This window comes from Microbacterium sp. NPDC089189, from assembly GCF_040685095.1.
Classification (GTDB): Bacteria; Actinomycetota; Actinomycetes; order Actinomycetales; family Microbacteriaceae; genus Microbacterium.
Map to the genome: position 1 here is coordinate 49,085 of NZ_JBFBHG010000013.1, position 24,697 is coordinate 73,781.

Below are 24,697 nucleotides of genomic sequence, written 5' to 3' on the forward strand. Positions count from 1 at the left end.
GCTTATATCCTTCAGATATAAGGAAAAAAGAAATCCCGCGTCAGGAGGCGGGGCGCTCGATGAGCAGCAGGCTCTGCTTCGTGTCGGCCAGCGTCACCCAGCCGTCGCCGAACTCGTACGTCATGCCGTAGCCCTCGTCGTCACGGGCCACGGCCGTGTCGGAGTTCTCGGTGATGTATGCGCCGGAGGTGCCCGACACGACCGACCAGCCGGAGGCGATCAGCGAGGTGCGCGCGGCATCCGCCTCGGAGTCCGAGATCGGCGCCCAGCCGAACACCTGCACGTGGTCGCTCGGGACGGTGTAATCGCCCCACACGCACTGGATGCCCTCGTCGATCGTGAGGTCGCCGATGCGGAACACGTCTTCCTTCGCCGTCCACTTGTGCGACGCGAACTCGTCGATCACGGACTGCGAGAGCAGCGAGTCGCAGGTGACGTCGGTCACGGCGTCGGGCGTCGGAGTGCTCGTCGCCACGGGTGTCTCGGGGATGGTGGCGGTCGGGACGGGAGCGGCCGCGGAGGGCTCGGCGGGTTCCGTGGAGCCGGCGCAGGCGGTCACGAGCAACAGGGTGCCGGCGGCGAGCGTGGTCGCCATCAGCAGGCGCGAGCCGAGACGGGTCATGCGGAGCGCTCCGATGCGGGGGAGAAGAAGTCGAGGAAGCGCTCATGCAGCGCGCCGTTCGTGGCGAGGACGGACTTCTCGGTCAGAGAGTCCGAGCCGTCGAAGGCGGTCAGTCGCCCTCCGGCCTCGGTGATGATCGGGTGCAGGGCGGCGATGTCGTACTCCTGTACGCCGAACTCCGCCACCATCTCGAGGCGTCCCTCGGCGAGCAGCATGTAGGGCCACGCGTCGCCGTAGCCGCGGTCGCGCCACACCGAACGCGAGAGACGCACCAGGTCGTCGAGCTTGCCGGCCTCGTCCCACTGCGCGACGCTCTGGAAGCTCACGCTCGCGCGCTCCAGGGTGTCGACATCCGAGACGCGCAGGCGCCGCTCGACGCCGTCGACCTCGGTGAAGGAGCCGTGGCCTTCGGCCGCCCACCAGCGGCGTCCGATCGAGGGCTGGCTGACGACGCCCACGCGCGGCACGCCGTCGACGGCCAGCGCGATGAGGGTCGCCCAGATCGGGATGCCCTTGAGGTAGTTGTGGGTGCCGTCGATCGGGTCGATGATCCACTGCCGGGGACTGTCGCCCACCGTGCCGAACTCCTCGCCCAGGATCGCGTCGTCCGGGCGCTCCGCGGCCAGCAGGTCGCGGATGGCGCGCTCCGTCGCGAGGTCGGCCTCGGTGACGTACGACGCGTCGGGCTTGGCGTGCACGTCGAGGTCGGCGGCGTCGAAGTGGGACATCGCGATCGCGTCCGCGGCGTCGGCCAGCCGCAGCGCCAGCGCGAGGTCGTCGCGCAGGTCGGTGCCGGCGATCGCCGAGGGGGCTGACGCATCCGCGCGCGAGGCAGCGGAGGAGGTGTCGGGGGACATGCGGCCAGTTTATCCGGGCCCGCAGAGGGCGCATGCGGAGTGTGTGGACAGCGCGCGCGAGTCGATCATGCGGCCCGATTGGCGCTGCACCCGGATGGACTGCTAACGTTGACCCTCGGTTCGGTTGAACGAAAAACTCACCGGATCACGCACCTCTAGCTCAATCGGCAGAGCAACTGACTCTTAATCAGTGGGTTCTGGGTTCAAGTCCCAGGGGGTGCACGGATCAGCCTCGATGACTCTCGCCAGTCGTCGGGGCTTTTCTGCTTTTCGGTGCGTTCCGACCGACCCACGAGGCGGAGTCGGCGCCGGAGACGCGGTGTGAGCGGGGCGTCAGGGGGTGGCTTTCGCCAGGGCGCGCTGCACGGCCATCCCGAGCCGCTCGGAGCCTTCGTAAGTCAGCACTTCGCCCTCGTCCGTCGGGGCGAAACCTCGGCTCGGCCCGCCGTTGGCCTCGGCCGTCACCTCGACACGGCGGAGGTCTCCTGCGCCGCCAGCAGCCCACACGCTGACACTGCGCACGCCCCGCGCGTACGCTGCGTACGTCGGCACGCCGAGCCAGTCGAGAAAGCCCGCATCCGGTGGATAGCGGCGAAGGTCTCGTGCCGGAAGGACACCGTCGGTCGAGCGCTGAAGCCCCGCTACGACAGCGTCGCCGAGAGTCAGCGCGTCTTCGGCGTTCTCGACGACGAGCGGTAGCCCGTCCATGATTCGATGACCATCGGTTGTTTTCGAGAACGTGATCACGAAGACTCGGCCGTCCTTCTGCTGCTGGACACTCGCGACGTGGTCGCTCATCGCCCTGTCTCCAATTCTTCCTGTCTCGGGTGCTCAAGGGGTCGCGAGCTCGAGGGAGCGCTCGATGGCGGCTCCGAGGGCTTCGGCGCTGACGTCCTCGAGCGATTCACGGTGCTCGACCTTCGGCGTGAAGCCCTCCCAGCCATGGTTGGTCTCAGGGGTCACGAGAAGGCGATTCACGCCACCCTTCTCATCGAAGAAAGCATGGACCTTCACCGAGCGCACTCCCTTCGCATACTCGCCGTAGGTCTCCACGCCCACCCAGGCGAGAAGCTCCCGGTTGGGTGTATCAGTCCGGAAATTGCGGGCAGCGACGACACCCTCCGTGCTGGCGAACAGGGCGGAGATCGTGGCTTCACCTAGCCGTCCGAGTCCCGCTGCGTTCTCCACGACTGTAGGCAGACCCTCGGACACCCAGAATCCTGCGGTGTCACGGGAGTAACCGAAGACGAAGAACCGTCCGTCGACTTGGGCATGGACGTCGGCGATAGCTCGGCTCATCGGATGACCTCGACAATCGTTTCGACTCTTACTCGCCTCGTGCGCGCGCGTTCATGATGCTGATGCTGATGCTGATGCTGGTCAGCTGCTCAGAGCGATGTCCTCCGTGGCACCGCGAGGAGCAACCCGTGAGCCACGGTATCGAACTCTTCGGTCGAGACGTCCTGGAGCACCCTGCCGCTGTGCGCGGCCGACTCGCCTGTTCCGGTCGACCCGATGTCCGCCGAGCGCCCGTCACGTGGAGTCAGCCCGACTGGAGGCGTAGGCGATACCGCTCGGCGCGTACGCCCGCGGGGCCGAACGGTTGCACCCGACGAACATCCCCGTATGCGGGGCATCGCCGAGGGCGATGTCGGACCCCCGGCGTAGCGTGAAGTCATGTTAAGCGACGGCATCGTCATCCTCGAAGACGAGGGTGCGTTCGCGGGCGACGCGTTCGATGAGGATGCCTCGCGAGCGGGCGATTCGACGTCGGCGTCGCCCGCGCCATCGCGGTGCGAGGCCCCCGATGCGATCGACCGTGTCGTCGACGTCGCCAACCTCGTGTCGTCGTTCGCCGCACAGCAGGCGGTGGCCATCCATGAGATGCACGAGCAGGCCGTCGCCGACGCGGCGCGTGACGGGCTCGTCGATCGCGACGTCATCGAGCGATCGATCCGGCTCGAGCTCGCCTGCGCCCTGCGTGTCACCGAGGCGACCGCCGGGGCGCTGCTGCGGCGCGCAGAAGCGCTGACGCAGCGGTACCCCGCGGTGTTCGAGGCGCTGCAGCGCGCCCGCATCACCGAACGCCATGCGGACGTGCTGGTCGAGCTCGTCGACCGGGCCGAAGAGGAGCTGCGCGCCGACCTGGTACCGGTCGCCCTCGAGCTGGCCGAACGACTGCCGGTCGGCACGTTCCGCCGCGCCCTGCGCGCTCTGGTGGATCGCGCCCGAGCGCTGACGCTTCCCGACCGGCACCGCGAGGCCCTCGCGCAACGCCGCGTGTCGGTGCAGGTCGACGACGACGGGATGGCGTGGCTCAACGCCTATCTGCCCGCGGTCGAAGCCCGCGCCATCCTCAACCGTCTGACCGAGATGGCGCTGCGAGTGATCGACGGCGAGAAGGCCCTGGAACGCGAGCGTACGGCGTCGCTCGCCTCGCTCGACCTCCCGATCGATGGGTCGCCTGGCTCGCTCGGCCCGCGCACGCTCGACCAGGTGCGCGCCGACGTCCTCGGCGACCTGCTGGTCGACGGCGAAGCGTCCGCGCTCCCGGAGGCGGCGCGTGGTGTGCGGGCGACGGTGGCCGTCACCGTTCCTGCGCTGTCGTTGCTCGACGATGCGACGGCCGCCGGTGCGCCGGCCGAGATGGAGGGCATCGGCCCCATCCCGATCGAGACCGCCCGCCGGCTGGCGGGAACCGCTGACGGCTGGATGCGGGTGCTCACCCATCCCGAGACGGGCGTCGTGCTCTCGGTCGGACGAGAACGCTATCGCCCGCCCCGCTCGCTGCAACGCCTCGTGCGATGGCGAAGCGGCCGATGTATGGCACCGGGGTGCCATATGCCGGCCGACCGGTGTCAGCTCGATCACTCGATCGCCTGGCAGCACGGCGGCCGCACCGCAGCAGACAACATCTCCCCGCTCTGCCAGGGGCATCACACCGTCAAACACCACGGTGGGTGGAAGCTGCGACAACGCGCGGGCGGCACGATCGAATGGACCTCGCCGAGCGGGCGCCTGTACACCGTCGAGCCCGAGCGTCGTCGTCCCACCTTCGTCGCCGATTCGGTCCCCGCGGTCGCTCCGTTCTGATCGACGCACCGACGCGGGTGCTCCCCGTCACGGGAGTATGGTGCGCGAGAGTGATCGGCGGGGCGATCGATACACTCGCGCCATGAGCATCGAGCCGGTCTTCACCGCGGTCGCCGTCGGGTTCGAGGTGCTGGGCGCCGGAGCGATGGTGATCGGCTTCGTCATCGCCGTGGTGCTCGGCATCCGCTCGCTGACGCGCGGCGACGGCGGCAAGGCGGCCTTCCTCGTGCTGCGCACCACGCTCGGCTCGGCCATTCTGCTCGGACTCGAAGTGCTGGTCGCCGCCGACCTCATCCGCACGATCACGTCCAAGCCGTCGCTCGAGGACGCGCTGATCCTCGGCCTCATCGTCCTCATCCGGACGCTGCTGTCCATGTCGATCCAGATCGAGATCGAAGGCGTCCTGCCCTGGCGTCGCGCACTGCTGACCAGTGGCGGCCAGCTTCTCGGCGAGGCCGTCGCGCGCGACCGCCGGAGGAGCGCGTCCGGTCGCACCGACGCGGATTGATCAGCAGGCGTCGGGCTTACCGAACAGCACCTGCCACAGCCATCCCGCAGCCACCTCCACGGGCGCCAGCTCGTCGCGGTCGAGCCACGCCGTGATGACCCCGAGAGCGCTGCCGGTGATCGCCGCGGCGATCACATCGACGGGCAGCCCCGCGAACGGCTCGGGCATGGCCCGCGCCATCGCGGCGCGGACGATCCCGTCGACGCGGTCGCGCAGCCGCGCGGAGATGAGCGCCGACCCGTGGTCTCCGAGCACGCGACGGTAGAGGTTGGCGTTCTCCGCGATGTGCTGCAGGTACTGCGTCAACTCGTCGGGTGCGGCGATGTCGGCGGGGGAGACGCTGCCGATTCGCGTCGACACGTCGTCGATGATCATCTCGAGCGCATCCGCCAGCAGGGTCTCCTTGTCGGTGTAGTGCTGGTAGAAGCTGCTGCGGTTGACGCCCGCACGCTCGGCGATGTCGGCGACGGTGATGGCGTCCAGGGGATGCTCGCGCGCCAGCTCCAGGAGTGCCTCCTGAAGGCTTGCGCGGGTACGCGCGACACGGGGATCCATGTGCCGATCATGCCAGAGCCGGCGCCGTTTGCTGGGAGTTCTCCGACACGTGCCGTCTTGTCGACAAGTGTCGGATAAGTTTGGTGCGGCCCGACGTCGTGCCGGTACCCGCACATATCGCGAAAGGCTCGTCGTGGCCCAACTGCTCTACCGTCTCGGACGCTTCGCCGCGCGCCGGGCATGGACCGTCCTGATCGGATGGATCGTCATCCTCGGACTCGCCGGCGGCGCGTTCGTCGCCTTCGGCGGCACGCTGGCCTCGAGCTTCAGCATCCCGGGCACCGAGACCGAGCGCGTCAACGACCAGCTCGCCGATGCCCTGCCGGATCTCACCGGCGCCAGCGCCTCGGTCGTGTTCCAGTCCGAGGACGGCGCGTTCACCGACCAGCAGAAGACCGAGATCGCCGATCTGCTCTCCGAGGTCGGAGAGATCGACGGCGTCGCGGGCACTCTCGACCCGTTCGTCGCCGACGCGCAGCGCGCGGACCAGGCCGCTCAACTGACCGCGGGTGAGCAGCAGCTCGCCGACGCCCGCGCGCAGCTCGACGCGAGCCAGGACCAGCTGGATGCCGGTCAGGCACAGCTCGACGCCGCCATCGCGCAGGCGCAGTCGGCCGCTGCCTACGAACAGGCCGCGCCGCAGTTCGAGGCGCAGCAGGCGCAGCTCGACGCCGGTCAGCAGCAGATCGACGACGGCCGCGCGCAGCTCGAGGAGCAGACCCCGGCCCTCGAGGACGGACAGGCGCTGCTCGACGCGGCCTCCGGCATCCGCACCGTCTCGGAAGACGGCGCGACGGCCGTCGGCAACGTCTCGTTCGACGAAGACATGTTCGGCCTTCCCGAGTCCACGAAGTCCGAGGTCGCCGACGCCCTCGACGCCGCTGAGATCCCCGGCGTCAGCGTCGACTACTCCTCGACGATCGCCGCCACGACCGAGGGCCTGATCGGCGTCGGCGAGATCGTCGGCGTCATCATCGCCGCCCTCGTGCTGATCATCATGATGCGCGCGTTCCTGCCTGCCGTGACCCCGCTCATCAGCTCGCTCATCGGCGTGGGCGTGGGTGTCGCCGGTTCGCTGTCGTTCTCCGGGATCACCGACATGGCCTCGATCACGCCCGTGCTCGGCGTGATGCTGGGCCTCGCGGTCGGCATCGACTACTCCCTCTTCATCCTCAACCGCCACCGCAAGCAGGTGCTCAGCGGCATGGATGTGGCGGACTCCATCGGCCTGGCCAACGGCACCGCGGGCAACGCGGTCGTCTTCGCCGGCACCACGGTCATCGTCGCCCTCGTCGCGCTGCTGGTCACGGGCGTCCCGTTCCTGGGCGTGATGGGCATCGTCGGCGCGGCCTGCGTGCTGGTCGCCGTGCTCGTGGCGATCACCGTCACTCCCGCCCTCCTCGGCCTCATGAAGGTGCGGGTGCTCCGCCGGGGGCTCCGGGCCAAGATCGGCCACCCCGACCACGCGCCCGCCGAGCTGCGTCCGATGCGCACCGGCCGTGTCGTCGCAGCGGGAGCCGCGGCCATCATCGCGCTGCTCATCATCGCCATCCCCGCGCTCTCGATGCGTCTCGGGCTCCCCGACGGGTCGTCTGAGGCCGCCGACACCACGCAGTACCGCTCGTACACGGCGGTCGAGCGTGATTTCGGGGCGGGTCTGAACGGGCCGCTGCTCGTCGTGGCCGACATGCCGCAGGCGGTCGCCGAGGCCGACGAGCTCTCGACGCAGGTCTCGATCGTCGACACGCTGATGGCGCAGGACGACGTCGTCGCGGTGGCCCCGATCGCAGTGTCGGACGACCGCACGGTCTTCGCCTTCCAGGTGGTGCCCGAGGACGGACCCTCCAGCGAGACGACCGAGACGCTGGTGCGCGAACTGCGGAGCCTCTCGCCCCTCGACGGTGACATCGAGCTCGGTGTCGCGGGTCAGGCATCGGGCAACATCGACGTGTCGGAGAAGCTCGCCAACGCGCTGCCGGTCTACCTGGCGGTCGTGATCGGGCTGTCGCTGCTGATCATGATCCTGGTGTTCCGCTCGATCCTCGTGCCGATCATCGCGACGGCCGGCTACGTGCTCTCGCTGTTCGCCGCGCTCGGCGCGGTCACCGCGATCTACCAGTGGGGATGGCTGTCGGCCATCTTCGGCGTGCACGACCCGGGGCCGGTGCTGAGCTTCGCGCCGATCATCATCATGGGTGTGCTCTTCGGTCTCGCCATGGACTACCAGCTGTTCCTCGTCTCCGGCATGAGGGAGGCCTACGTGCACGGCACATCGGCCCGCACGGCCATCGTGGCCGGCGTGCGCGGCGGCAGGGCGGTCGTCACGGCCGCGGCGATCATCATGATCGCGGTCTTCGGCGGGTTCGTGTTCAGCCACCTCGGCATGGTGCGACCCATCGGCTTCGGCCTGGCGATCGGGGTGCTGTTCGACGCCTTCGTGGTGCGCATGGTGATCGTGCCCGCGCTCATGCACCTCTTCGGCCGTTCGGCCTGGTGGCTGCCGCGCTGGCTCGACCGCATCCTCCCCGACGTGGATGTGGAGGGCGCTGCCCTCGAGCGCTCGCACCCCGTCGCCCACGCCGACACCACGCCGGCCGGCGATGCCGCTCCGAAGACGCGCAGGGAGATCCGCACGTCCTGACGGCAGAACGAAGGGGGTGGTGCGCGTACGCACCACCCCCTTCGTCGTTCGTGCTGTCAGGCGGCGTCGCCCACGACGATGGCGGCCGCCTCGTCGGCGGCGTCCACCGGCCGGGCGTCGACGCGCGCGAGGGCGCGGCGCCCGAGCAGGATCGTTGCCGCGGCGAGCAGCACCGACACCGCCGCCACGACGTACGGGACGGTCGCGCTGAACGCGTGCCACAGCAGGGCGGCGAGCGGGGGCGCCACCGCGCCGCCGAGGAAGCGCACGGCCGAGTACGCCGAGGATGCGACGGAGCGCGGCAGATCGGTGGCCTCCATGACGGCCTCGGTCAGCACGGTGTTCATGACGCCGAGCAGCAGGCCCCCGATGACGATGCCGGTGACGAGCGCCGCGGGCGAGGCGACGAACAGCCCCGCCAGCAGCAGGTCGAGGGCCAGCAGGGGGAGAACGGCGAGCATGATGCCGCTGCGGGTGAAGCGCCGCAGCAGGGCGGGGGCCACCCACACGCTCGTGATCGCCAGGGCCACGCCCCATCCGAAGAACGTGAACCCGATGCCCATCGCCCCGAACCCGAGCGGGAAGGGCGAGAACGCCAGCAGTGTGAAGAAGCCGATGTTGTAGAACAACGCGGTCACGGCGAGCACGGCGAGAGCGGGGCGCCCGAGGGCGCGGAACGGCGCCGAGAACGGGATCGGCGTACGCGGGGTCGCCGCCGGTCGCAGCAGCACGGCGACCGCGACGAACCCGATCGCCATGAGGGCGACGACACCGAAGAACGGACCGCGCCAGCTGACTTCGCCCAGGAGCCCGCCCACGAGCGGGCCGACGGCGATGCCGACGCCCAGCGCGGCCTCGTAGAGGACGATCGCCGCTCCGCTGCCGCCCGCCGCCGACCCCACGATCGTCGCGAGTGCGGTGGAGATGAAGAGCGCGTTGCCCAGGCCCCATCCGGCGCGGAAGCCGATGATCGCGTCGACGCTGCCCGAGAGCGCGCACAGCAGCGCGAAGACCACGATGAGCGCGAGGCCCACGAGCAGCGTCGCCTTCGCGCCGATACGGCTCGAGATCCAACTGGTCACGAGCATCGCGAGGCCGGTCACCAGCAGGTAGCTGGTGAAGAGCAGCTCGGTCTCGACGGGGGAGGCCGAGAGCGACTCGGCGATCGCCGGCAGGATCGGGTCGACGAGCCCGATGCCCATGAACGCCACGACGCACGCGAAGGCCACCGCCCAGACCGGCGCGGGCTGCTTCCAGATGCTGCCCGTCGCCCCGGTCGCGCTCATCGTGCGGACTCCACGGTCCCGGTGCGCGACATGAGGATGTGGGAGGCCCGCTCCAGCGCCTGCCACTCGTCCGCGTCGAGGTCGTCAAAGAGGGGGGCCAGCGCGCGTCCGAGCTCGCTGCGCCACCCGTCGATCGCGTCCGCCCCGGCGGGGGTGACGGTGACCCGGGTGACGCGGGAGTCCTCGGAGTCGCTCTGACGCTCGACGAGGCCCCGTTCGGCCAGCTGGCCGATGAGGCGCGTCATGCCGGGCTGCGTCGTGCGGCTGAGCCGAGCGAGGTCTCCCACCCGCTGAGCGCCGTCGCGCTGCAGGATGCTGAGCGCCCGCCACTGCGCCGCCGGCGCATCGTTGCCGGTCGCGACGGCGGCGACGCGGGTGAGCGCGTGCGCGGCGACCACGATGCGCTCGATATCGTCTGATCGTGTCATACCAGAAGTATATACCTGCGTTATATAAACCGGGTGGGAACGGTGGCTCTAGGCTGAAGACATGATCACCGACGACGTCGTCATCGTGGCGGCAGCCCGCACCCCGCAAGGCCGGCTCAAGGGGCAGCTCGCCGCGTTCACCGCGCCGCAACTGGGCGCCGTCGCCATCCGCGGCGCGCTCGAGAAGGGCGCGATCCCGGCGGAGTCCGTCGACGCCGTCCTCGTCGGTCACGTGCTCTCGGCCGGCGTCGGGCAGAACCCGGCACGCCAGGCCGCCCTCGGCGCCGGTCTCGGATGGGACGTGCACGCGGCATCCGTCAACAAGGTGTGCCTGTCGGGCCTCAGCGCCGTCATCGACGCCGCCCGCATGATCCGGGTGGGCGATGCGCGCGTCGTCGTGGCCGCGGGCATGGAATCGATGACCCGGGCGCCGCACCTCCTGATGGGTTCACGCGACGGATGGGCCTACGGCAGTGTCGAAGCCCTCGACCACATGGCCCACGACGGACTCACCGACGCCGAGGACGGCATCAGCATGGGAGCGTCGACCGAACGGCACAACGAGCGCTTCGCGGTCACCCGTGAGCAGCAGGACGAGGTGGCCGCCCGCTCGCACGCCCGCGCCGCCGCCGCTTCCGCGGCGGGCGTGTTCGCCGACGAGATCGTGCCGCTCGAAGTGCCGCAACGCCGCGGCGAGCCCGTCGTGGTGTCGGCCGACGAGGGGATCCGCCCCGAGACCACGGTCGAGATCCTCGCGAAGCTCCGTCCCGCCTTCGCGGAGGGCGGCTCGCTCACGGCGGGCAACTCGTCGCCGATCTCCGACGGCGCGTCGGCCGTCGTGCTCACCACGCGTTCGCATGCCGATGCCGAGGGGTGGCCGGTTCTTGCCGTGGTGGGGGCGAGCGGGCAGGTCGCCGGGCCCGACAACTCGCTGCACGCGCAGCCCGCTCAGGCGATCGCCCGCGCGCTCGAGACGCAGGGGATCGAGGCGTCTGAGCTCGACGTCGTCGAGATCAACGAGGCCTTCGGCGCCGTGGTGGTGCGCTCCCAGCGCGAGCTCGGTCTCTCGGACGACGTCGTGAACATCCACGGCGGCGGCATCGCGCTCGGCCATCCCATCGGGGCCTCCGGCAACCGTCTCGTCGTCCACGCCGTCCACGAGCTCGTGCGTCGCGGAGGCGGAACCGCGGCCGTCGCGCTCTGCGGTGGCGGCGGACAGGGCGACGCGCTGATCCTCACGCGCTGATCCCGCGGGATCAGTCCGATCCGGGAAGCGAGACCTGCTCCTCGCAGGTGATGCGTCCGGAGAGCGTCGCGTCGAAGCGTTCGGCGTCATCCGGCTGCACATCGAGGTCGTCCTCCGGCGTCGAGCCGGCGAGGGTCGCCCCGAGTCGGCGCATGATGTCGGCGGAGGCGGCCCGTGCGGTCAGCGGCTCAGGCGCTTCTTCAACAGCTTCGCCTCGTCGCCCGAGACCGCGGAGTCGCCGGCGGTCGCGCGTCCGCGCTTGGCGCGGAACGTGTCGACGATGGCGCCGATCGCGAGCGCGAGGGTGATGCCCCAGCTCGCCCAGGCGAGGGCCGTGCGCCACGTGAACGGCTCGTCATTGTCGCGCAGACCCCGCAGCAGCGTCACGCCGCCGATGAGGGCGCTGAACAGACCGGTGCCGAAGACGTAGTTGCGCATGCACACACGCTACCGCGCGAGGGTATCCGCCCGCGGTGGTTGACGCCACCGACGCACGTCTGCAACACCCCGCTGATACCGTGAGAGAAACCCGAAGATTCTGGAGATTCCGTCGTGCCGCACGCAGATTTCGTCGTCGTCGCCAACCGTCTTCCCGTGGATCACGACCCCGAGGGCGGCTGGCGCCGGAGCCCCGGCGGCCTCGTGACGGCCCTCGAGCCCGTGATGCGCAAGAGCGACGGCGCCTGGGTCGGCTGGGCGGGCAAGCCCGACGTCGAGATCGAGCCGTTCGAGGCGGACGGGATGCAGCTCATCCCCATCAGCCTGTCGGCCGAGGACGTCGAGCTCTACTACGAGGGCTTCTCGAACGACACCATCTGGCCGCTGTACCACGACGTCATCGCGGCGCCGCGGTACCGCCGTGAGTGGTGGAACGCCTACGTCGCCGTGAACCGGCGTTTCGCCGAGGCAGCCGCGGAGGCCGCCGCCGAGGGCGGCACCGTGTGGGTGCAGGACTACCAGCTCCAGCTCGTGCCAAAGTTCCTGCGCGAGCTGCGCCCGGACCTGACCATCGGGTACTTCCACCACATTCCGTTCCCCGCATACGGTCTCTACTCGCAGCTGCCGTGGCGCAAGCAGGTGCTCGAGGGGCTCCTCGGGGCCGATGTCATCGGATTCCAGCGCGTGGCCGACGCCGGCAACTTCGCGCGCGCCGTCCGGCGGCAGCTGCGCTACGAGACCAAGGCCACCGGCATCCGCGTGCCGCAGGAGGACGGCTCGACACGCGTCGCGCTGGCCAAGGCCTTCCCGATCTCGATCGACGCCTCCTCCTATATCGCGCTGGCCGAGCGCGAGGACATCCAGGCGCGGGCCAAGGAGATCCGCGAGGAGCTCGGCAACCCGAAGACGATCCTGCTGGGCGTGGACCGCCTGGACTACACCAAGGGCATCCGTCACCGCATGAAGGCGTTCGGTGAGCTGCTGCAGGACTCGCGCGTGGATGTGGAGGACGTCACCCTCGTGCAGGTGGCCAGCCCCAGCCGCGAGCGCGTCGAGACCTACATGCAGCTGCGCGACGAGATCGAACTCACGGTCGGTCGCATCAACGGCGACTACGACACGATGGGCCACACCGCCATCCGCTATCTGCACCAGGCCTTCCCCCGCGAGGAGATGGTGGCGCTGTACCTGGCGGCCGACGTCATGCTCGTGACGGCGCTGCGCGACGGCATGAACCTCGTGGCCAAGGAGTACGTCGCCAGCCGCATCGACAACCGCGGGGTGCTCGTGTTGAGCGAGTTCGCCGGCGCCGCCGACGAGCTCGGCAGCTCGCTGCTGGTGAACCCCCATGACATCCAGGGCCTCAAGGACACCATCATGCGGGCCATCGAGATGCCCGCCAGCGAGCAGGGACGACGCATGAGGTCGCTGCGTCGCCGTGTGCGCGAGCACGACGTCGAGGACTGGTCCGACGAGTTCCTCTCCGCGCTGGCACAGGTGCGCGGCACCGAGGGGGTCGGCTCGTGAGCTCCGACGCGCTCGAGGCCCTCGCCGCGACCCCGCGGCTGCTGATCGCGCTGGACTTCGACGGCACGCTCTCGCCGCTGGTCGACGAGCCGATGTCCGCGCGGATGGTGCCGGAGGCGCGCGCTGCGCTCGAGGCCCTCGCCGCGCTCCCCGACACGACGGTCGCCCTGGTCTCGGGGCGCTCGCTCGCGGACCTCGCGGTCATCGCCGAGCACGACGCGGCGTCGCCGTTCCACCTCGCCGGCTCCCACGGCGCCGAGTACCGTCACCCCGGAACGGAGGAGGCGGCGGACGAGGGCGATGCGCAGGCCCGCGAGCGTCGCGACGCGATCGTCGCCGAGGCGGAGGCCGCCGTCGCCGACATCCCGGGAGCATGGGTGGAGCGGAAGGCCTTCGGCCTCGGTCTCCACACGCGCACGGCCGACGCGCAGGACGCGGCGCGAGCGCAGGAGCGGGTCGACGAGCTGATGGCGCAGCAGGCGTCCGACTGGCGGCGCCGGAGCGGCCGCGACATCCTCGAGTTCGCCTTCCGGCACGAGGGCAAGGACGCCGCGATCGCGGCGCTGCGCGATCGTGTCGGCGCGACGGCCGTGCTCTTCGCGGGCGACGACGTGACGGATGAGGATGCGCTGCGCGCACTCGGCGCCGACGACCTCGGCGTGCGCGTGGGGGAGGGCGAGACCTCCGCCGCGGTGCGCGTCGCCGACCCCGCCGCGCTGGCCGCGCTGCTGGGCGATCTGGCCGAGCGACGACGCCGCACCCGGAGCTGACGCCGAGGTCGCCGCAGCGGCCGGAACACGGCGGCGACGGCCATAGACTGCAACGGTGAGCCACCCCGACGAAGCCATCGACATCAAGCCTCGCAGCCGAGCCGTCACCGACGGCATCGAAGCGACCACCTCCCGCGGCATGCTGCGCGCGGTCGGCATGGGAGACGAGGACTGGGACAAGCCCCAGATCGGTATCGCGTCCAGCTGGAACGAGATCACCCCCTGCAACCTGAGCCTGGACCGCCTCGCGCAGGGCGCCAAGGAAGGCGTGCACGCCGGCGGCGGCTACCCGCTGCAGTTCGGCACCATCTCGGTCTCGGACGGCATCTCGATGGGCCACGAGGGCATGCACTTCTCGCTCGTGAGCCGCGAGGTCATCGCCGACTCCGTCGAGACCGTCATGATGGCCGAGCGCCTCGACGGCAGCGTGCTGCTGGCCGGCTGCGACAAGTCGATCCCGGGCATGCTCATGGCCTCGGCCCGCCTCGACCTCTCGAGCGTGTTCCTGTACGCCGGATCGATCGCCCCGGGCTGGGTCAAGCTCAGCGACGGCACCGAGAAGGACGTCACGATCATCGACTCGTTCGAAGCCGTGGGCGCCTGCCTCGCCGGCAAGATGAGCGAGGCCGACCTGAAGCGCATCGAGTGCGCGATCGCGCCCGGTGAGGGCGCGTGCGGCGGCATGTACACGGCCAACACCATGGCCTCCGTCGCCGAAGCGCTCGGGCTGAGCCTGCCCGGCAGCGCCGCGCCGCCCTCGGCCGACCGCCGCCGCGACTACTTCGCGCACCGCTCCGGCGAGGCCGTCGTCAACCTCCTGCGGCTGGGCATCACGACCCGCGACATCCTGACGAAGGAGGCGTTCGAGAACGCGATCGCCCTGGCGATGGCCCTCGGCGGCTCGACGAACGTCGTGCTGCACCTGCTGGCGATCGCCCGTGAGGCCGACATCGACCTCACGCTGCACGACTTCAACCGCATCGGCGACAAGGTGCCGCACGTGGCCGACATGAAGCCGTTCGGCCAGTACGTCATGAACGACGTCGACCGCCACGGCGGCATCCCGGTGATCATGAAGGCGATGCTCGACGAGGGTCTGCTCCACGGCGACGCGCTGACGGTCACCGGCAAGACGCTCGCCGAGAACCTGCGCGACCTCGATCCCGACCCGGTCGACGGCACCGTCATCCACTCGTTCGACAACCCCATCCACGCGACCGGCGGCATCACCGTGCTCCACGGCTCGCTGGCCCCCGAGGGCGCCGTCGTCAAGACCGCCGGCTTCGACGCCTCGGTGTTCGAGGGCCCCGCCCGCGTGTTCGAGCGCGAGCGCGCCGCGATGGATGCGTTGGAGGCGGGCGAGATCAACGCCGGCGATGTCGTCGTCATCCGCTACGAGGGCCCCAAGGGCGGCCCCGGCATGCGCGAGATGCTGGCCGTGACGGCCGCCATCAAGGGCGCCGGCCTCGGAAAAGATGTACTACTCTTGACGGACGGACGATTCTCGGGCGGCACAACCGGCCTGTGCATCGGCCACGTAGCACCGGAGGCAGTGGACGCAGGTCCGATCGCCTTCGTGCGCGATGGTGATCTGATACGGGTCGATATCGCGGCTCGCTCTCTCGACCTACTCGTCGATGAGGCCGAGCTGAGCTCCCGCCGCTCTGGCTGGGAGCCGCTTCCCCCGCGCTATACCCGTGGCGTCTTGGCCAAGTACTCGAAGCTGGTGCGTTCCGCTGCGGAAGGCGCCGTCACGGGGTAACTTCGGCTCCGACATCGTCTCCTCATCATCGCGAGGTTCTTCACCATGTCTATCGACACTTCAGCGGCCGTTCCCCGGCCGCCGGCCCGATCGCAATCGGCTCCCGTCATGACGGGCGCCGAGGCGGTCGTCCGCTCTCTCGACAACCTGGGCGTCACCGACGTCTTCGGTCTGCCGGGCGGCGCCATCATGCCCGTCTACGACCCGCTCATGGACGACGAGGCGGTCCGCCACATCCTCGTCCGCCACGAGCAGGGGGCCGGACACGCGGCGGAGGGCTACGCCTCCGCGTCGGGTCGCACCGGCGTCGCGATCGCGACCTCGGGCCCGGGCGCGACCAACCTGGTCACCGCCATCGCCGACGCCTACATGGACTCGGTGCCGCTCGTGTGCATCACGGGGCAGGTCTTCTCGACCCTCATGGGGACGGACGCCTTCCAGGAGGCGGACATCGTCGGCATCACGATGCCGATCACCAAGCACTCGTTCCTCGTCAAGACGCCCGAGGACATCCCCGGCGCCATCGCCGCCGCGTTCGAGATCGCGGGCACGGGTCGCCCCGGCCCCGTGCTGGTGGACATCACGAAGGACGCGCAGCAGGCGTCCGCGCCCTTCGTCTGGCCGCCGAAGATCGATCTGCCCGGCTACCGTCCGGTGACCAAGGCCCACGGCAAGCAGATCCAGGCCGCGGCGCAGATGCTCGCCGAGGCCAAGAAGCCGGTGCTCTACGTCGGTGGCGGCGTCATCCGCGCGCACGCCTCCGAGGAGCTCCTGACCCTGGCCGAGACCACGGGCGCGCCCGTCGTCACGACGCTGATGGCGCGCGGCGCGTTCCCCGACTCGCATACGCAGCACCTCGGCATGCCCGGCATGCACGGCACGGTCCCCGCCGTGCTGGCGCTGCAGGAGGCCGACCTCATCGTCGCGCTCGGCGCTCGGTTCGACGATCGCGTGACGGGCAAGGCGGCGCTCTTCGCGCCGCACGCCAAGGTCGTGCACGTCGACATCGACCCCGCCGAGATCTCCAAGATCCGCTTCGCCGATGTGCCGATCGTGGGCGACGTGCGCGACGTCCTGGTCGACCTCGACGCGGCGTTCCGCCTGCAGCTCGGCGACGGCACTCCCGACACCGCCGAGTGGTGGTCGTACCTCGACGGTCTCCGCGAGGAGTTCCCGCTGGGCTACGCGCCGACGACCGACGGCCTCCTCTCGCCGCAGCACGTCATCCAGCGCATCGGCGAGCTCACCGGGCCCGAGGCCGTGTACGCGGCCGGCGTCGGACAGCACCAGATGTGGGCGGCGCAGTTCATCAAGTACGAGCGCCCCAACTCCTGGCTGAACTCCGGCGGCGCGGGCACCATGGGCTACGCGATCCCCGCGGCGATGGGCGCGAAGGTCGCCCAGCCCGAGCGCGTCGTCTGGGCGATCGACGGCGACGGCTGCTTCCAGATGACCAATCAGGAGCTCGCGACCTGCGTCATCAACGAGATCCCGATCAAGGTCGCGATCATCAACAACTCGTCGCTGGGCATGGTGCGCCAGTGGCAGACCCTGTTCTTCGACGGTCGCCACTCGAACACCGACCTCAACACCGGTCACGGCACGGCCCGCATCCCCGACTTCGTGAAGCTGGGGGAGGCCTACGGCTGCCTCGCCATCCGCGTGGAGCGCGAGGACGAGATCGACGCGGCCATCGAGCTCGCGCTCGCGACCAACGATCGGCCCGTGATCATCGACTTCGTCGTCTCGGCGGACGCGATGGTGTGGCCGATGGTTCCGCAGGGCGTCAGCAACAGCTACGTCCAGTACGCGCGCGAGCACGCGCCGTCGTTCGACGAGGAGGCCTGAGATGACCAGTCACGTGCTGAGCCTGCTCGTCGAGGACAAGCCGGGCCTGCTGACCCGCGTCGCGGGGCTCTTCGCCCGCCGCGGCTTCAACATCGAGTCGCTCGCGGTCGGCGTCACGGAGGTGCCGGGTCTCTCGCGCATCACCGTCGCGGTGGATGTGGACCAGTTGCCGCTCGAGCAGGTCACCAAGCAGCTGAACAAGCTGATCAACGTGATCAAGATCGTCGAGCTGGACCCCGAGTCGTCCGTGCAGCGCGAGCACATGCTCGTGAAGGTGCGCGCCGACAACGCCACCCGCTCGAACGTGCTCGAGGTGGTGAACCTCTTCCGCGCGTCGATCGTGGACTACGCGCCCGATGCGCTGGTGGTCGAGATCACCGGCGACCGCGGCAAGGTCGAGGCCTTCCTGCGGGCGCTCGAGCCGTTCGGCATCAAGGAGCTCGCGCAGTCGGGTCTTCTCGCCATCGGCCGCGGCGGCAAGAGCATCACCGAGCGCGTCCTGCGCGGCTAGACCCACCCATCCCCGCTGCCGCTCCCGTCCGTCGAGCGAGCACAGCGAGAACACACGATCAGAACGATCCCCACATAAGGAGTAGGACACACATGGCTGAGATCTTCTACGACGCCGACGCCGATCTGTCGATCATCCAGAACAAGAAGGTCGCGATCGTCGGGTACGGCTCGCAGGGCCACGCCCACGCGCAGAACCTGCGCGACTCGGGCGTCGAGGTCGTCATCGCGCTCAAGGACGGCTCGAAGTCCGCCCCGAAGGCGCAGGAGGACGGCTTCGAGGTGCGTTCGGTCGCCGACGCCGCCGAGTGGGCCGACCTCATCATGATCCTCGCGCCGGACCAGCACCAGCGTTCGATCTTCAGCGAGTCCATCAAGGACAAGCTCACCGCCGGCAAGACGCTCGCCTTCGCGCACGGCTTCAACATCCGTTTCGGCTACATCGATGCCCCCGAGGGCGTCGACGTGATCCTCATCGCGCCGAAGGCCCCGGGCCACACGGTGCGGCGCGAGTTCGTCGCCGGTCGCGGCATCCCCGACATCATCGCCGTCGAGCGCGACGCGTCGGGCTCGGCCTGGGCCACCGCGCTGTCGTACGCCAAGGCGATCGGCGGCACCCGTGCCGGCGTCATCAAGACGACGTTCACCGAGGAGACCGAGACCGACCTGTTCGGCGAGCAGGCCGTGCTCTGCGGCGGTGTCTCGCAGCTCGTCCAGTACGGGTTCGAGACGCTGACGGAGGCGGGCTACCAGCCGCAGATCGCCTACTTCGAGGTGCTGCACGAGCTCAAGCTGATCGTCGACCTCATGTGGGAGGGCGGCATCGCCAAGCAGCGCTGGTCGGTCTCGGACACGGCCGAGTACGGCGACTACGTCTCGGGCCCGCGCGTCATCGACCCGCGCGTCAAGGAGAACATGCAGGGCGTTCTCGCCGACATCCAGTCGGGCGCCTTCGCGGACCGCTTCATCACCGACCAGGACAACGGCGCCGTCGAGTTCACCGAACTCCGCGAGAAGGCCGCCCAGCACCCGATCGAGACCGTCGGTCGCGAGCTCCGCTCGCTGTTCGCGTGGAAGCAGCAGGACGCCGACTACACCGAAGGCAGCGCCGCGCGCTGAGACAGACCCGCCGTGCGCTGATCCGCACCGCGACACGGCCCGGCCGCCGCACCCTCACCAGGGGATGCGGCGGCCGGGTTCTTTGTTCCGGCCCGCGCTCGTTTCGAGAGGTCAGACCACTCATTATTCTGACCCCAGAGCGCGGCGAACGTCCGCGCGGAGTGGGAGCTACCGATGTCTGTCGCCATCGATGCCCTTGTCGACCGGGCGCAGGAGGCGCTGGCCGCATACGCATCCTTCACGCAAGAGCAGATCGATCACATCGTCCGAAAGGCATCGGTCGCCGCGCTCAGTCACCACGCGGACCTCGCCGAGCTCGCCGTCCAGGAGACCGGACGCGGGCTCTTCGAGGACAAGGCCGTCAAGAACATGTTCGCCTGCGAGCACGTGACGCACTCGATCATCGACCAGCGCACGGTGGGGGTCATCTCGGTCGACGAGATCACTGGGATCACCGAGATCGCGGACCCCGTCGGCGTCGTCTGCGCCATCACGCCGGTCACGAACCCCACCTCGACGGCGATCTTCAAGGCGCTGATCGCGCTGAAGACCCGCAATCCCATCATCTTCGGCTTCCACCCGTCCGCGCAGCAGTGCTCGGTCGCGGCCGCGACGATCGTCCGCGATGCGGCGATCGCGGCGGGAGCCCCCGCTGACTGCGTGCAGTGGATCGCGGAGCCGTCGCTGGCGGCCTCCGGTGAGCTCATGAACCATCCCGGTGTCGCGCTCATCCTCGCGACCGGCGGCAATGCGATGGTGCGCGCGGCCTACTCCTGCGGCAAGCCCGCACTGGGCGTCGGCGCGGGCAACGTCCCCGCCTTCATCGAGCGCACCGCCAAGGTCGGCCGCGCCGTCAACGACATCGTGATCTCGAAGTCGTTCGACAACGGGATGGTGTGCGCCTCCGAACAAGCCGTCATCCTCGACGAGCCCATCGCGGAGGAGGCCCTCGCCGAGTTCGCGCGGCTGCACGCCTACCGGGCGACGCCGGCCGAGAAGCGCCTGCTCGAGGAGTTCATCTTCGGCGTGGCGGCGGAAGACGCCAACTGCGCCGACGCCAAGCTCAACGCCGCCGTGGTCGGGCAGTCGCCGGTGTGGATCGCCGAGCAGGCCGGCTTCTCGGTGCCCGAGGACACCTCGATCATCCTGGCCGACGTCTCGGGCGTGGGCCCGCACGAGCCGCTCACGCGCGAGAAGCTCGCGCCGGTGCTGGCCGTCCTCCGCGCGGCCAACGCGCAGGAGGGCATCGACCTGGCCGAGCAGATGGTCGCCTTCGACGGCCTCGGCCACTCCGGGGCGATCCACAGCAACGACCCGGCGGTCATCGCCGACTTCGCCGACCGCGTGAAGGCGGTGCGCATCATCGAGAACGCGCCCTCGGCGCTCGGTGGCATCGGCGACATCTACAACGCGTTCATGCCGTCGCTCACGCTCGGGTGCGGCTCCTACGGACGCAACTCGGTCTCCAACAACGTCTCGGCGGTGAACCTCGTGAACATCAAGCGCGTCGGGCGACGCAACAACAACCTGCAGTGGTTCAAGATCCCGGCGAAGACCTACTTCGAGCCCAACGCGCTGCGCTACCTCATCGACATGAAGAACGTCGATCGCGTCACCATCGTCACCGACGCGACGATGACGCGGATGGGGTTCGTGGACCGCGTGGTCGACATGCTGGGCCGGCGGGCCGATCGGGTGCACGTGCAGATCATCGACGGCGTGCAGCCGGAGCCCACCGTGGCGAGCGTCCAGGCGGGAGCCGCGCAGATGCGCGAGTTCCAGCCCGACACCATCATCGCCCTCGGCGGCGGGTCTCCCATGGACGCCGCGAAGGTCATGTGGCTGCTCTACGAGAACCCCGACGTGCAGTTCTCCGACATGCGCGAGAAGTTCTTCGACATCCGCAAGCGCGCATTCACGTTCCCCGAGCTCGGCGCGAAGGCGAAGCTGGTGTGCGTGCCGACCACCTCGGGCACCGGCTCGGAGATGACGCCGTTCGCGGTCATCACCGACGAGACGACGGGCATGAAGTACCCTCTCGCCGACTACGCCCTCACCCCGTCGGTGGCGATCATCGACCCGCAGCTGACGGCCGCGCTGCCGGCGTTCCTCGTGGCGGATGCGGGCTTCGACGCCCTCACCCACGCCACCGAGGCCTACGTCTCGGTGTACGCCAACGACTTCACGGACGGTCTGGCGCTCCACGCCATCAGCCTGATCTTCCAGAACATCGAGCGCAGCGCCCAGGCACCGGCGGGATCGACGGATGCGGCCGACATCCGGGCGCGGGAGAAGATGCACAACGCGGCATCCATCGCGGGAATGGCCTTCGGCAACGCGTTCCTCGGCATCGTGCACGCGATGGCCCATGTGACCGGATCGAAGTTCCACCTCGTGCACGGCCGGACCAACGCCATCTACCTGCCCCACGCCATCCGCTACAACGGACGGGTGCCCGCGAAGGTCACGAGCTGGCCCAAGTACGAGCGCTACATCGCCCCCGAGCGGTTCCAGGAGATCGCCCGCCACCTGGGCCTTCCGGCGGAGACGCCCGGGCAGGGCGTCGAGAGCTATGCACGGGCCGTCGAAACCCTGCGCGACGCGGTCGGTATCGAGCGGTCGTTCCAGCAGCAGGGCGTGGCCGAGTCCGAGTTCATCGGGCGCCTCGACGAGCTCGCGATGGCCGCTTACGGCGACCAGTGCGCACCGGCGAATCCGCGGATGCCGCTGCTCGCCGACATGCGCACGATCATGGAGGCCGCCTACTACGGCACGAGCTTCGACGAGGTGCGCGCCCGGCGCGCGGCCGCGACCACGACGCCGGACGACGCCGTGACACCGGAGCGACCCACGCAGGACGCCTGACGCCCTCCTGCCGTCGGCCCCGGGATCGTCGCGATCCCGGGGCCGACGGCATGCCACGCGATAGGCTCGACGCATGGCTTCGCGTGACGATGACGCCCTGAGCTGGGACGGCGACGACGATCCCACGCTCGTGGGCGCGGCAGCTCCCGCCGTACCGGTGCGCGTCCCGCAGGATGCGGCCGCGGCGCCCGCAGCGGATGCGGGGGAGACCCCGGCCGATCCCGACGATTCCGCGCCCGCGACGCTCAGCAACGCGGCGCTCGTCGGGGTCGGCGTCTTCGGCGGCATCTACCTGCTCCTGGCGATCGGCTGGTTCATCGGCGGCTCCCGCCTGCAGCTCATCGCGCAGCTCTTCGTCGATCCGGCGGCCCACACGGCGGCCTGGATCCTCGCGACCCTCGCGCCCGTCGCCTGGTACGCGACGATCCTGCTCCTGACCCGCGCACGGCCGTCCTGGCTGCGGTTCGCCCTGCTGGTGGTCGGCGCCGTCGTCCTCGTCCCCTGGCCGTTCCTCATGGTGGGAGTGGGCGCATGAGCGCGGTGACCACGTCGCGGCCGACGGCACTTCCCGTCTGGCTCATCGTCACGATCGCGGGATTCGCCGCGCTGTTCTACGCGTTCGCCGTGTGGACGGCGGTGGGCTTCCTCGTCCAGCAGTCCGGCGGGGCCGCGGGCCTCACCGGCTACGGCTGGTTCGTGCTGCTGCTTCCCGTCGTCTTCCCGCTCGCGGCGTTCGCCGGCGCGTTCGCGCTGGGATGGCGGCGCCGGGCGCTGCCGTTCGTCCTGCTGCTGGTGTGCGGGCTGTGCCTGGTCGCCGCCCTCTGGCTCAACGTGTTCGCCTACGCATCCGTGACGCCCGGACTCTACGGCGGCTGAGCGTCGTCACGCGGTCCGGGGCACCTCGGACGGCGCGCTAGGCTGGCAGCACTGCGCCGCGGGTCCCGCGCGATCGCATATTCCCCGCCTCCGCCGTCGTGCCGTGCGCGACGTCCCGCTGCAGAAGGACATCGCTGTGACCAAGCCTGTCGTCCTCATCGCCGAAGAGCTCTCGCCCGCCACGATCGACGCTCTCGGACCCGACTTCGAGATCCGCTCCGTCGACGGTGCCGACCGCGCCGCGCTCCTGCCGGCCCTCGCCGAAGCGCACGCCGTCCTCATCCGCTCGGCGACGAAGATGGACGCCGAGGCGATCGCCGCGGCCCCCGTGCTCAAGGTCATCGCCCGCGCGGGCGTCGGGCTCGACAACGTCGACATCAAGTCCGCCACGACCGCCGGTGTCATGGTGGTCAACGCGCCGACGTCGAACATCGTCTCCGCCGCCGAGCTCACGGTCGGCCACATCCTGAGCCTGGCCCGCCGCATCCCGGCCGCCCACGCCTCGCTCGCCGACGGGCAGTGGAAGCGCAGCTCGTTCACGGGCACCGAGCTCTTCGAGAAGACCGTCGGCATCATCGGCCTGGGCCGGATCGGCGCGCTCATCGCCGCCCGTCTGCTCGCGTTCGACATGCGCGTCGTCGCCTACGACCCGTACGTCACGAGCGCTCGCGCGCAGCAGCTGGGGGTCGAGCTGCTCACGCTCGACGAGCTGCTCGAGCAGAGCGACTTCATCACGATCCACATGCCGAAGACGCCCGAGACCACCGGCATGATCAGCACCGCGCAGCTGCAGCGGATGAAGCCCACCGCCTTCGTCGTGAACGTCGCCCGCGGCGGCCTCATCGACGAGGAGGCGCTGTTCGAGGCGCTGACGGCGGGCGAGATCGCCGGCGCCGGACTCGACGTGTTCACGAGCGAGCCCCCGGTCGAGGGTGGCTCGGCGGCACGACTGCTCGCCCTGCCGAACGTGGTCGTCACACCGCACCTGGGTGCGTCGACGGAAGAGGCGCAGGAGAAGGCCGGCGTCTCGGTCGCCCGGTCGGTCAAGCTCGCCCTCGAGGGCGACCTCGTGCCCGACGCGGTCAACGTCGCCGGCGGCATCATCGACCCGTTCGTGCGCCCCGGCATCGCCCTCGTCGAAGCCCTCGGCCAGTTCTTCTCCGGTCTCGCGCAGGGCGCGCTGACCAACCTCGACATCGAGGTCCGCGGCGAGCTCGCAGGCTACGACGTGAGCGTCTACCGCCTCGCGGCCCTCAAGGGGATCCTCGCCAACATCGTGAGCGAGAGCGTCTCGTACGTGAACGCGCCGTTGTTCGCCGAGCAGCGGGGGATCGAGACGCGACTGATCGTCGAGGCCGACAGCCCGCTGTACCGCAACATCACGACCCTGCGCGGCACGCTCTCGGACGGCACCGTCCTCACCGTCTCGGGCACCCTCGCCGGCACCCGCATGGTGCCGAAGATCGTCGACATCAACGGGTACGAGATCGAGGTGCCGATCGAGCGCCACCACGTCGTCATGCGCTACGCCGACCGCCCGGGGATCGTCGCGATCTACGGCCAGAAGCTCGGCGACGCGAACATCAACATCGCGGGTCTGCAGGTCGCCCGCTCCGACGTCTCCGGTCGCGCGCTGTCGGTGCTCACGGTCGACTCGCCCGTGCCCGACGCGCTGCTCGAGGAGATGGGCACCGCCGTCGGCGCCGACCTCTTCCGTCAGATCGAGATCACCGAGTCCTGAGCGAG

23 protein-coding genes and 1 tRNA gene are annotated in these 24,697 nt (G+C 69.9%); 15 read left to right on the forward strand and 9 right to left on the reverse strand.

Annotated elements, in window-relative coordinates; genetic code table 11:
- Nucleotides 1-40: 40 nt before the first annotated feature.
- Complete coding sequence (locus tag AB0N73_RS09160; protein ID WP_363562620.1) at nucleotides 41-622, reverse strand: hypothetical protein; 582 nt, start codon at nucleotides 620-622, stop codon at nucleotides 41-43.
- Nucleotides 619-1,479: an inositol monophosphatase family protein gene (locus AB0N73_RS09165; protein WP_363562622.1), complete on the reverse strand. Its 861-nt coding sequence runs from the start codon at nucleotides 1,477-1,479 to the stop codon at nucleotides 619-621. The genes AB0N73_RS09160 and AB0N73_RS09165 overlap by 4 nt, the downstream gene beginning before the upstream one ends.
- Nucleotides 1,480-1,628: 149 nt before the next feature.
- On the opposite strand from AB0N73_RS09165, the gene AB0N73_RS09170 reads away from it, so the two are divergent.
- Nucleotides 1,629-1,701, forward strand: a tRNA-Lys gene (locus AB0N73_RS09170).
- 111 nt (nucleotides 1,702-1,812) lie between these two features.
- Here the strand turns inward: AB0N73_RS09170 and AB0N73_RS09175 are convergent.
- The gene (locus AB0N73_RS09175) at nucleotides 1,813-2,277 is read right to left on the reverse strand and encodes a hypothetical protein (RefSeq protein ID WP_363562624.1); all 465 of its coding nucleotides are present in this window, start codon (nucleotides 2,275-2,277) and stop codon (nucleotides 1,813-1,815) included.
- 33 nt (nucleotides 2,278-2,310) lie between these two features.
- Nucleotides 2,311-2,778, reverse strand: coding sequence for a hypothetical protein (locus AB0N73_RS09180; protein WP_363562626.1), 468 nt, complete (start codon nucleotides 2,776-2,778; stop codon nucleotides 2,311-2,313).
- A gap of 378 nt (nucleotides 2,779-3,156) precedes the next feature.
- On the opposite strand from AB0N73_RS09180, the gene AB0N73_RS09185 reads away from it, so the two are divergent.
- Together AB0N73_RS09185 and AB0N73_RS09190 are read left to right on the forward strand one after the other, a co-directional pair.
- Nucleotides 3,157-4,572: a DUF222 domain-containing protein gene (locus AB0N73_RS09185; protein WP_363562628.1), complete on the forward strand. Its 1,416-nt coding sequence runs from the start codon at nucleotides 3,157-3,159 to the stop codon at nucleotides 4,570-4,572.
- A gap of 82 nt (nucleotides 4,573-4,654) precedes the next feature.
- A complete protein-coding gene (locus tag AB0N73_RS09190) occupies nucleotides 4,655-5,080 on the forward strand; it encodes a DUF1622 domain-containing protein (protein WP_363562630.1) in 426 nt (141 codons plus the stop codon).
- On the opposite strand, the gene AB0N73_RS09195 is transcribed toward AB0N73_RS09190, so the two are convergent.
- Nucleotides 5,081-5,635 (reverse strand): TetR/AcrR family transcriptional regulator, encoded by a 555-nt coding sequence (locus AB0N73_RS09195; protein WP_363562632.1) that lies wholly within the window; start codon nucleotides 5,633-5,635, stop codon nucleotides 5,081-5,083.
- Between the two features lie 133 nt (nucleotides 5,636-5,768).
- Between AB0N73_RS09195 and AB0N73_RS09200 the strand changes: the two genes are divergently transcribed.
- The gene (locus AB0N73_RS09200) at nucleotides 5,769-8,276 is read left to right on the forward strand and encodes an MMPL family transporter (RefSeq protein ID WP_363562634.1); all 2,508 of its coding nucleotides are present in this window, start codon (nucleotides 5,769-5,771) and stop codon (nucleotides 8,274-8,276) included.
- Nucleotides 8,277-8,332: 56 nt separating this feature from the next.
- Here AB0N73_RS09200 and AB0N73_RS09205 read toward each other — a convergent pair whose 3' ends face one another.
- The gene (locus AB0N73_RS09205; RefSeq protein WP_363562636.1) at nucleotides 8,333-9,562 is read right to left on the reverse strand and encodes an MFS transporter; all 1,230 of its coding nucleotides are present in this window, start codon (nucleotides 9,560-9,562) and stop codon (nucleotides 8,333-8,335) included.
- Nucleotides 9,559-9,990: a MarR family transcriptional regulator gene (locus AB0N73_RS09210; RefSeq protein ID WP_363562638.1), complete on the reverse strand. Its 432-nt coding sequence runs from the start codon at nucleotides 9,988-9,990 to the stop codon at nucleotides 9,559-9,561. The genes AB0N73_RS09205 and AB0N73_RS09210 overlap by 4 nt, the downstream gene beginning before the upstream one ends.
- A 61-nt stretch (nucleotides 9,991-10,051) precedes the next feature.
- On the opposite strand from AB0N73_RS09210, the gene AB0N73_RS09215 reads away from it, so the two are divergent.
- Nucleotides 10,052-11,236 (forward strand): acetyl-CoA C-acetyltransferase, encoded by a 1,185-nt coding sequence (locus AB0N73_RS09215; RefSeq protein ID WP_363562640.1) that lies wholly within the window; start codon nucleotides 10,052-10,054, stop codon nucleotides 11,234-11,236.
- A 10-nt stretch (nucleotides 11,237-11,246) separates the two neighbouring features.
- On the opposite strand, the gene AB0N73_RS09220 is transcribed toward AB0N73_RS09215, so the two are convergent.
- Both AB0N73_RS09220 and AB0N73_RS09225 read right to left on the reverse strand, forming a co-directional pair.
- Nucleotides 11,247-11,390 carry a hypothetical protein gene (locus AB0N73_RS09220; RefSeq protein ID WP_363562642.1) on the reverse strand — a complete coding sequence of 48 codons (144 nt, stop codon included), beginning with the start codon at nucleotides 11,388-11,390 and terminating at the stop codon, nucleotides 11,247-11,249.
- 26 nt (nucleotides 11,391-11,416) lie between these two features.
- The gene (locus AB0N73_RS09225; RefSeq protein ID WP_363562644.1) at nucleotides 11,417-11,674 is read right to left on the reverse strand and encodes a hypothetical protein; all 258 of its coding nucleotides are present in this window, start codon (nucleotides 11,672-11,674) and stop codon (nucleotides 11,417-11,419) included.
- A 114-nt stretch (nucleotides 11,675-11,788) separates the two neighbouring features.
- Here AB0N73_RS09225 and AB0N73_RS09230 point away from each other — a divergent pair, with 114 nt between their 5' ends.
- The 10 genes from AB0N73_RS09230 (at nucleotide 11,789) to serA (ending at nucleotide 24,692) form a co-directional block, all read left to right on the forward strand.
- Nucleotides 11,789-13,201 carry a trehalose-6-phosphate synthase gene (locus tag AB0N73_RS09230; protein WP_363562646.1) on the forward strand — a complete coding sequence of 471 codons (1,413 nt, stop codon included), beginning with the start codon at nucleotides 11,789-11,791 and terminating at the stop codon, nucleotides 13,199-13,201.
- Nucleotides 13,198-13,971, forward strand: coding sequence for a trehalose-phosphatase (otsB, locus tag AB0N73_RS09235; RefSeq protein ID WP_363562648.1), 774 nt, complete (start codon nucleotides 13,198-13,200; stop codon nucleotides 13,969-13,971). The genes AB0N73_RS09230 and otsB overlap by 4 nt, the downstream gene beginning before the upstream one ends.
- Nucleotides 13,972-14,026: 55 nt before the next feature.
- Entirely contained in the window at nucleotides 14,027-15,733 is a 1,707-nt protein-coding gene (gene ilvD / locus AB0N73_RS09240) for a dihydroxy-acid dehydratase (protein WP_363562650.1), read from the forward strand.
- Between the two features lie 45 nt (nucleotides 15,734-15,778).
- Entirely contained in the window at nucleotides 15,779-17,581 is a 1,803-nt protein-coding gene (locus tag AB0N73_RS09245) for an acetolactate synthase large subunit (RefSeq protein ID WP_363562652.1), read from the forward strand.
- 1 nt (nucleotide 17,582) lies between these two features.
- Nucleotides 17,583-18,092 (forward strand): acetolactate synthase small subunit, encoded by a 510-nt coding sequence (gene ilvN, locus AB0N73_RS09250; RefSeq protein WP_363562654.1) that lies wholly within the window; start codon nucleotides 17,583-17,585, stop codon nucleotides 18,090-18,092.
- 92 nt (nucleotides 18,093-18,184) lie between these two features.
- Nucleotides 18,185-19,210 (forward strand): ketol-acid reductoisomerase, encoded by a 1,026-nt coding sequence (ilvC, locus tag AB0N73_RS09255; RefSeq protein WP_363562656.1) that lies wholly within the window; start codon nucleotides 18,185-18,187, stop codon nucleotides 19,208-19,210.
- Between the two features lie 174 nt (nucleotides 19,211-19,384).
- Entirely contained in the window at nucleotides 19,385-22,075 is a 2,691-nt protein-coding gene (adhE, locus tag AB0N73_RS09260; protein WP_363562658.1) for a bifunctional acetaldehyde-CoA/alcohol dehydrogenase, read from the forward strand.
- A gap of 73 nt (nucleotides 22,076-22,148) precedes the next feature.
- The gene (locus AB0N73_RS09265; RefSeq protein WP_363562660.1) at nucleotides 22,149-22,610 is read left to right on the forward strand and encodes a DNA polymerase III subunit gamma/tau; all 462 of its coding nucleotides are present in this window, start codon (nucleotides 22,149-22,151) and stop codon (nucleotides 22,608-22,610) included.
- Nucleotides 22,607-22,951: a bacitracin resistance protein gene (locus tag AB0N73_RS09270; RefSeq protein WP_363562662.1), complete on the forward strand. Its 345-nt coding sequence runs from the start codon at nucleotides 22,607-22,609 to the stop codon at nucleotides 22,949-22,951. Before AB0N73_RS09265 ends, AB0N73_RS09270 begins: the two co-directional genes overlap by 4 nt.
- A gap of 136 nt (nucleotides 22,952-23,087) precedes the next feature.
- On the forward strand, nucleotides 23,088-24,692 hold the full coding sequence (gene serA, locus AB0N73_RS09275; protein ID WP_363562664.1) for a phosphoglycerate dehydrogenase: 1,605 nt from the start codon (nucleotides 23,088-23,090) through the stop codon (nucleotides 24,690-24,692).
- The last annotated feature ends 5 nt before the right edge of the window (nucleotides 24,693-24,697 follow it).

Coding starts and splice junctions, on each gene's coding strand:
- AB0N73_RS09160 (WP_363562620.1), bottom strand. CDS start 622: ATGACCCGTCTCGGCTCGCGCCTGCTGATGGCGACCACGCTCGCCGCC.
- AB0N73_RS09165 (WP_363562622.1), bottom strand. CDS start 1,479: ATGTCCCCCGACACCTCCTCCGCTGCCTCGCGCGCGGATGCGTCAGCC.
- AB0N73_RS09175 (WP_363562624.1), bottom strand. CDS start 2,277: ATGAGCGACCACGTCGCGAGTGTCCAGCAGCAGAAGGACGGCCGAGTC.
- AB0N73_RS09180 (WP_363562626.1), bottom strand. CDS start 2,778: ATGAGCCGAGCTATCGCCGACGTCCATGCCCAAGTCGACGGACGGTTC.
- AB0N73_RS09185 (WP_363562628.1), top strand. CDS start 3,157: ATGTTAAGCGACGGCATCGTCATCCTCGAAGACGAGGGTGCGTTCGCG.
- AB0N73_RS09190 (WP_363562630.1), top strand. CDS start 4,655: ATGAGCATCGAGCCGGTCTTCACCGCGGTCGCCGTCGGGTTCGAGGTG.
- AB0N73_RS09195 (WP_363562632.1), bottom strand. CDS start 5,635: ATGGATCCCCGTGTCGCGCGTACCCGCGCAAGCCTTCAGGAGGCACTC.
- AB0N73_RS09205 (WP_363562636.1), bottom strand. CDS start 9,562: ATGAGCGCGACCGGGGCGACGGGCAGCATCTGGAAGCAGCCCGCGCCG.
- AB0N73_RS09210 (WP_363562638.1), bottom strand. CDS start 9,990: ATGACACGATCAGACGATATCGAGCGCATCGTGGTCGCCGCGCACGCG.
- AB0N73_RS09215 (WP_363562640.1), top strand. CDS start 10,052: ATGATCACCGACGACGTCGTCATCGTGGCGGCAGCCCGCACCCCGCAA.
- AB0N73_RS09220 (WP_363562642.1), bottom strand. CDS start 11,390: ATGCGCCGACTCGGGGCGACCCTCGCCGGCTCGACGCCGGAGGACGAC.
- AB0N73_RS09225 (WP_363562644.1), bottom strand. CDS start 11,674: ATGCGCAACTACGTCTTCGGCACCGGTCTGTTCAGCGCCCTCATCGGC.
- AB0N73_RS09245 (WP_363562652.1), top strand. CDS start 15,779: ATGTCTATCGACACTTCAGCGGCCGTTCCCCGGCCGCCGGCCCGATCG.
- ilvN (WP_363562654.1), top strand. CDS start 17,583: ATGACCAGTCACGTGCTGAGCCTGCTCGTCGAGGACAAGCCGGGCCTG.
- ilvC (WP_363562656.1), top strand. CDS start 18,185: ATGGCTGAGATCTTCTACGACGCCGACGCCGATCTGTCGATCATCCAG.
- adhE (WP_363562658.1), top strand. CDS start 19,385: ATGTCTGTCGCCATCGATGCCCTTGTCGACCGGGCGCAGGAGGCGCTG.
- AB0N73_RS09265 (WP_363562660.1), top strand. CDS start 22,149: ATGGCTTCGCGTGACGATGACGCCCTGAGCTGGGACGGCGACGACGAT.
- AB0N73_RS09270 (WP_363562662.1), top strand. CDS start 22,607: ATGAGCGCGGTGACCACGTCGCGGCCGACGGCACTTCCCGTCTGGCTC.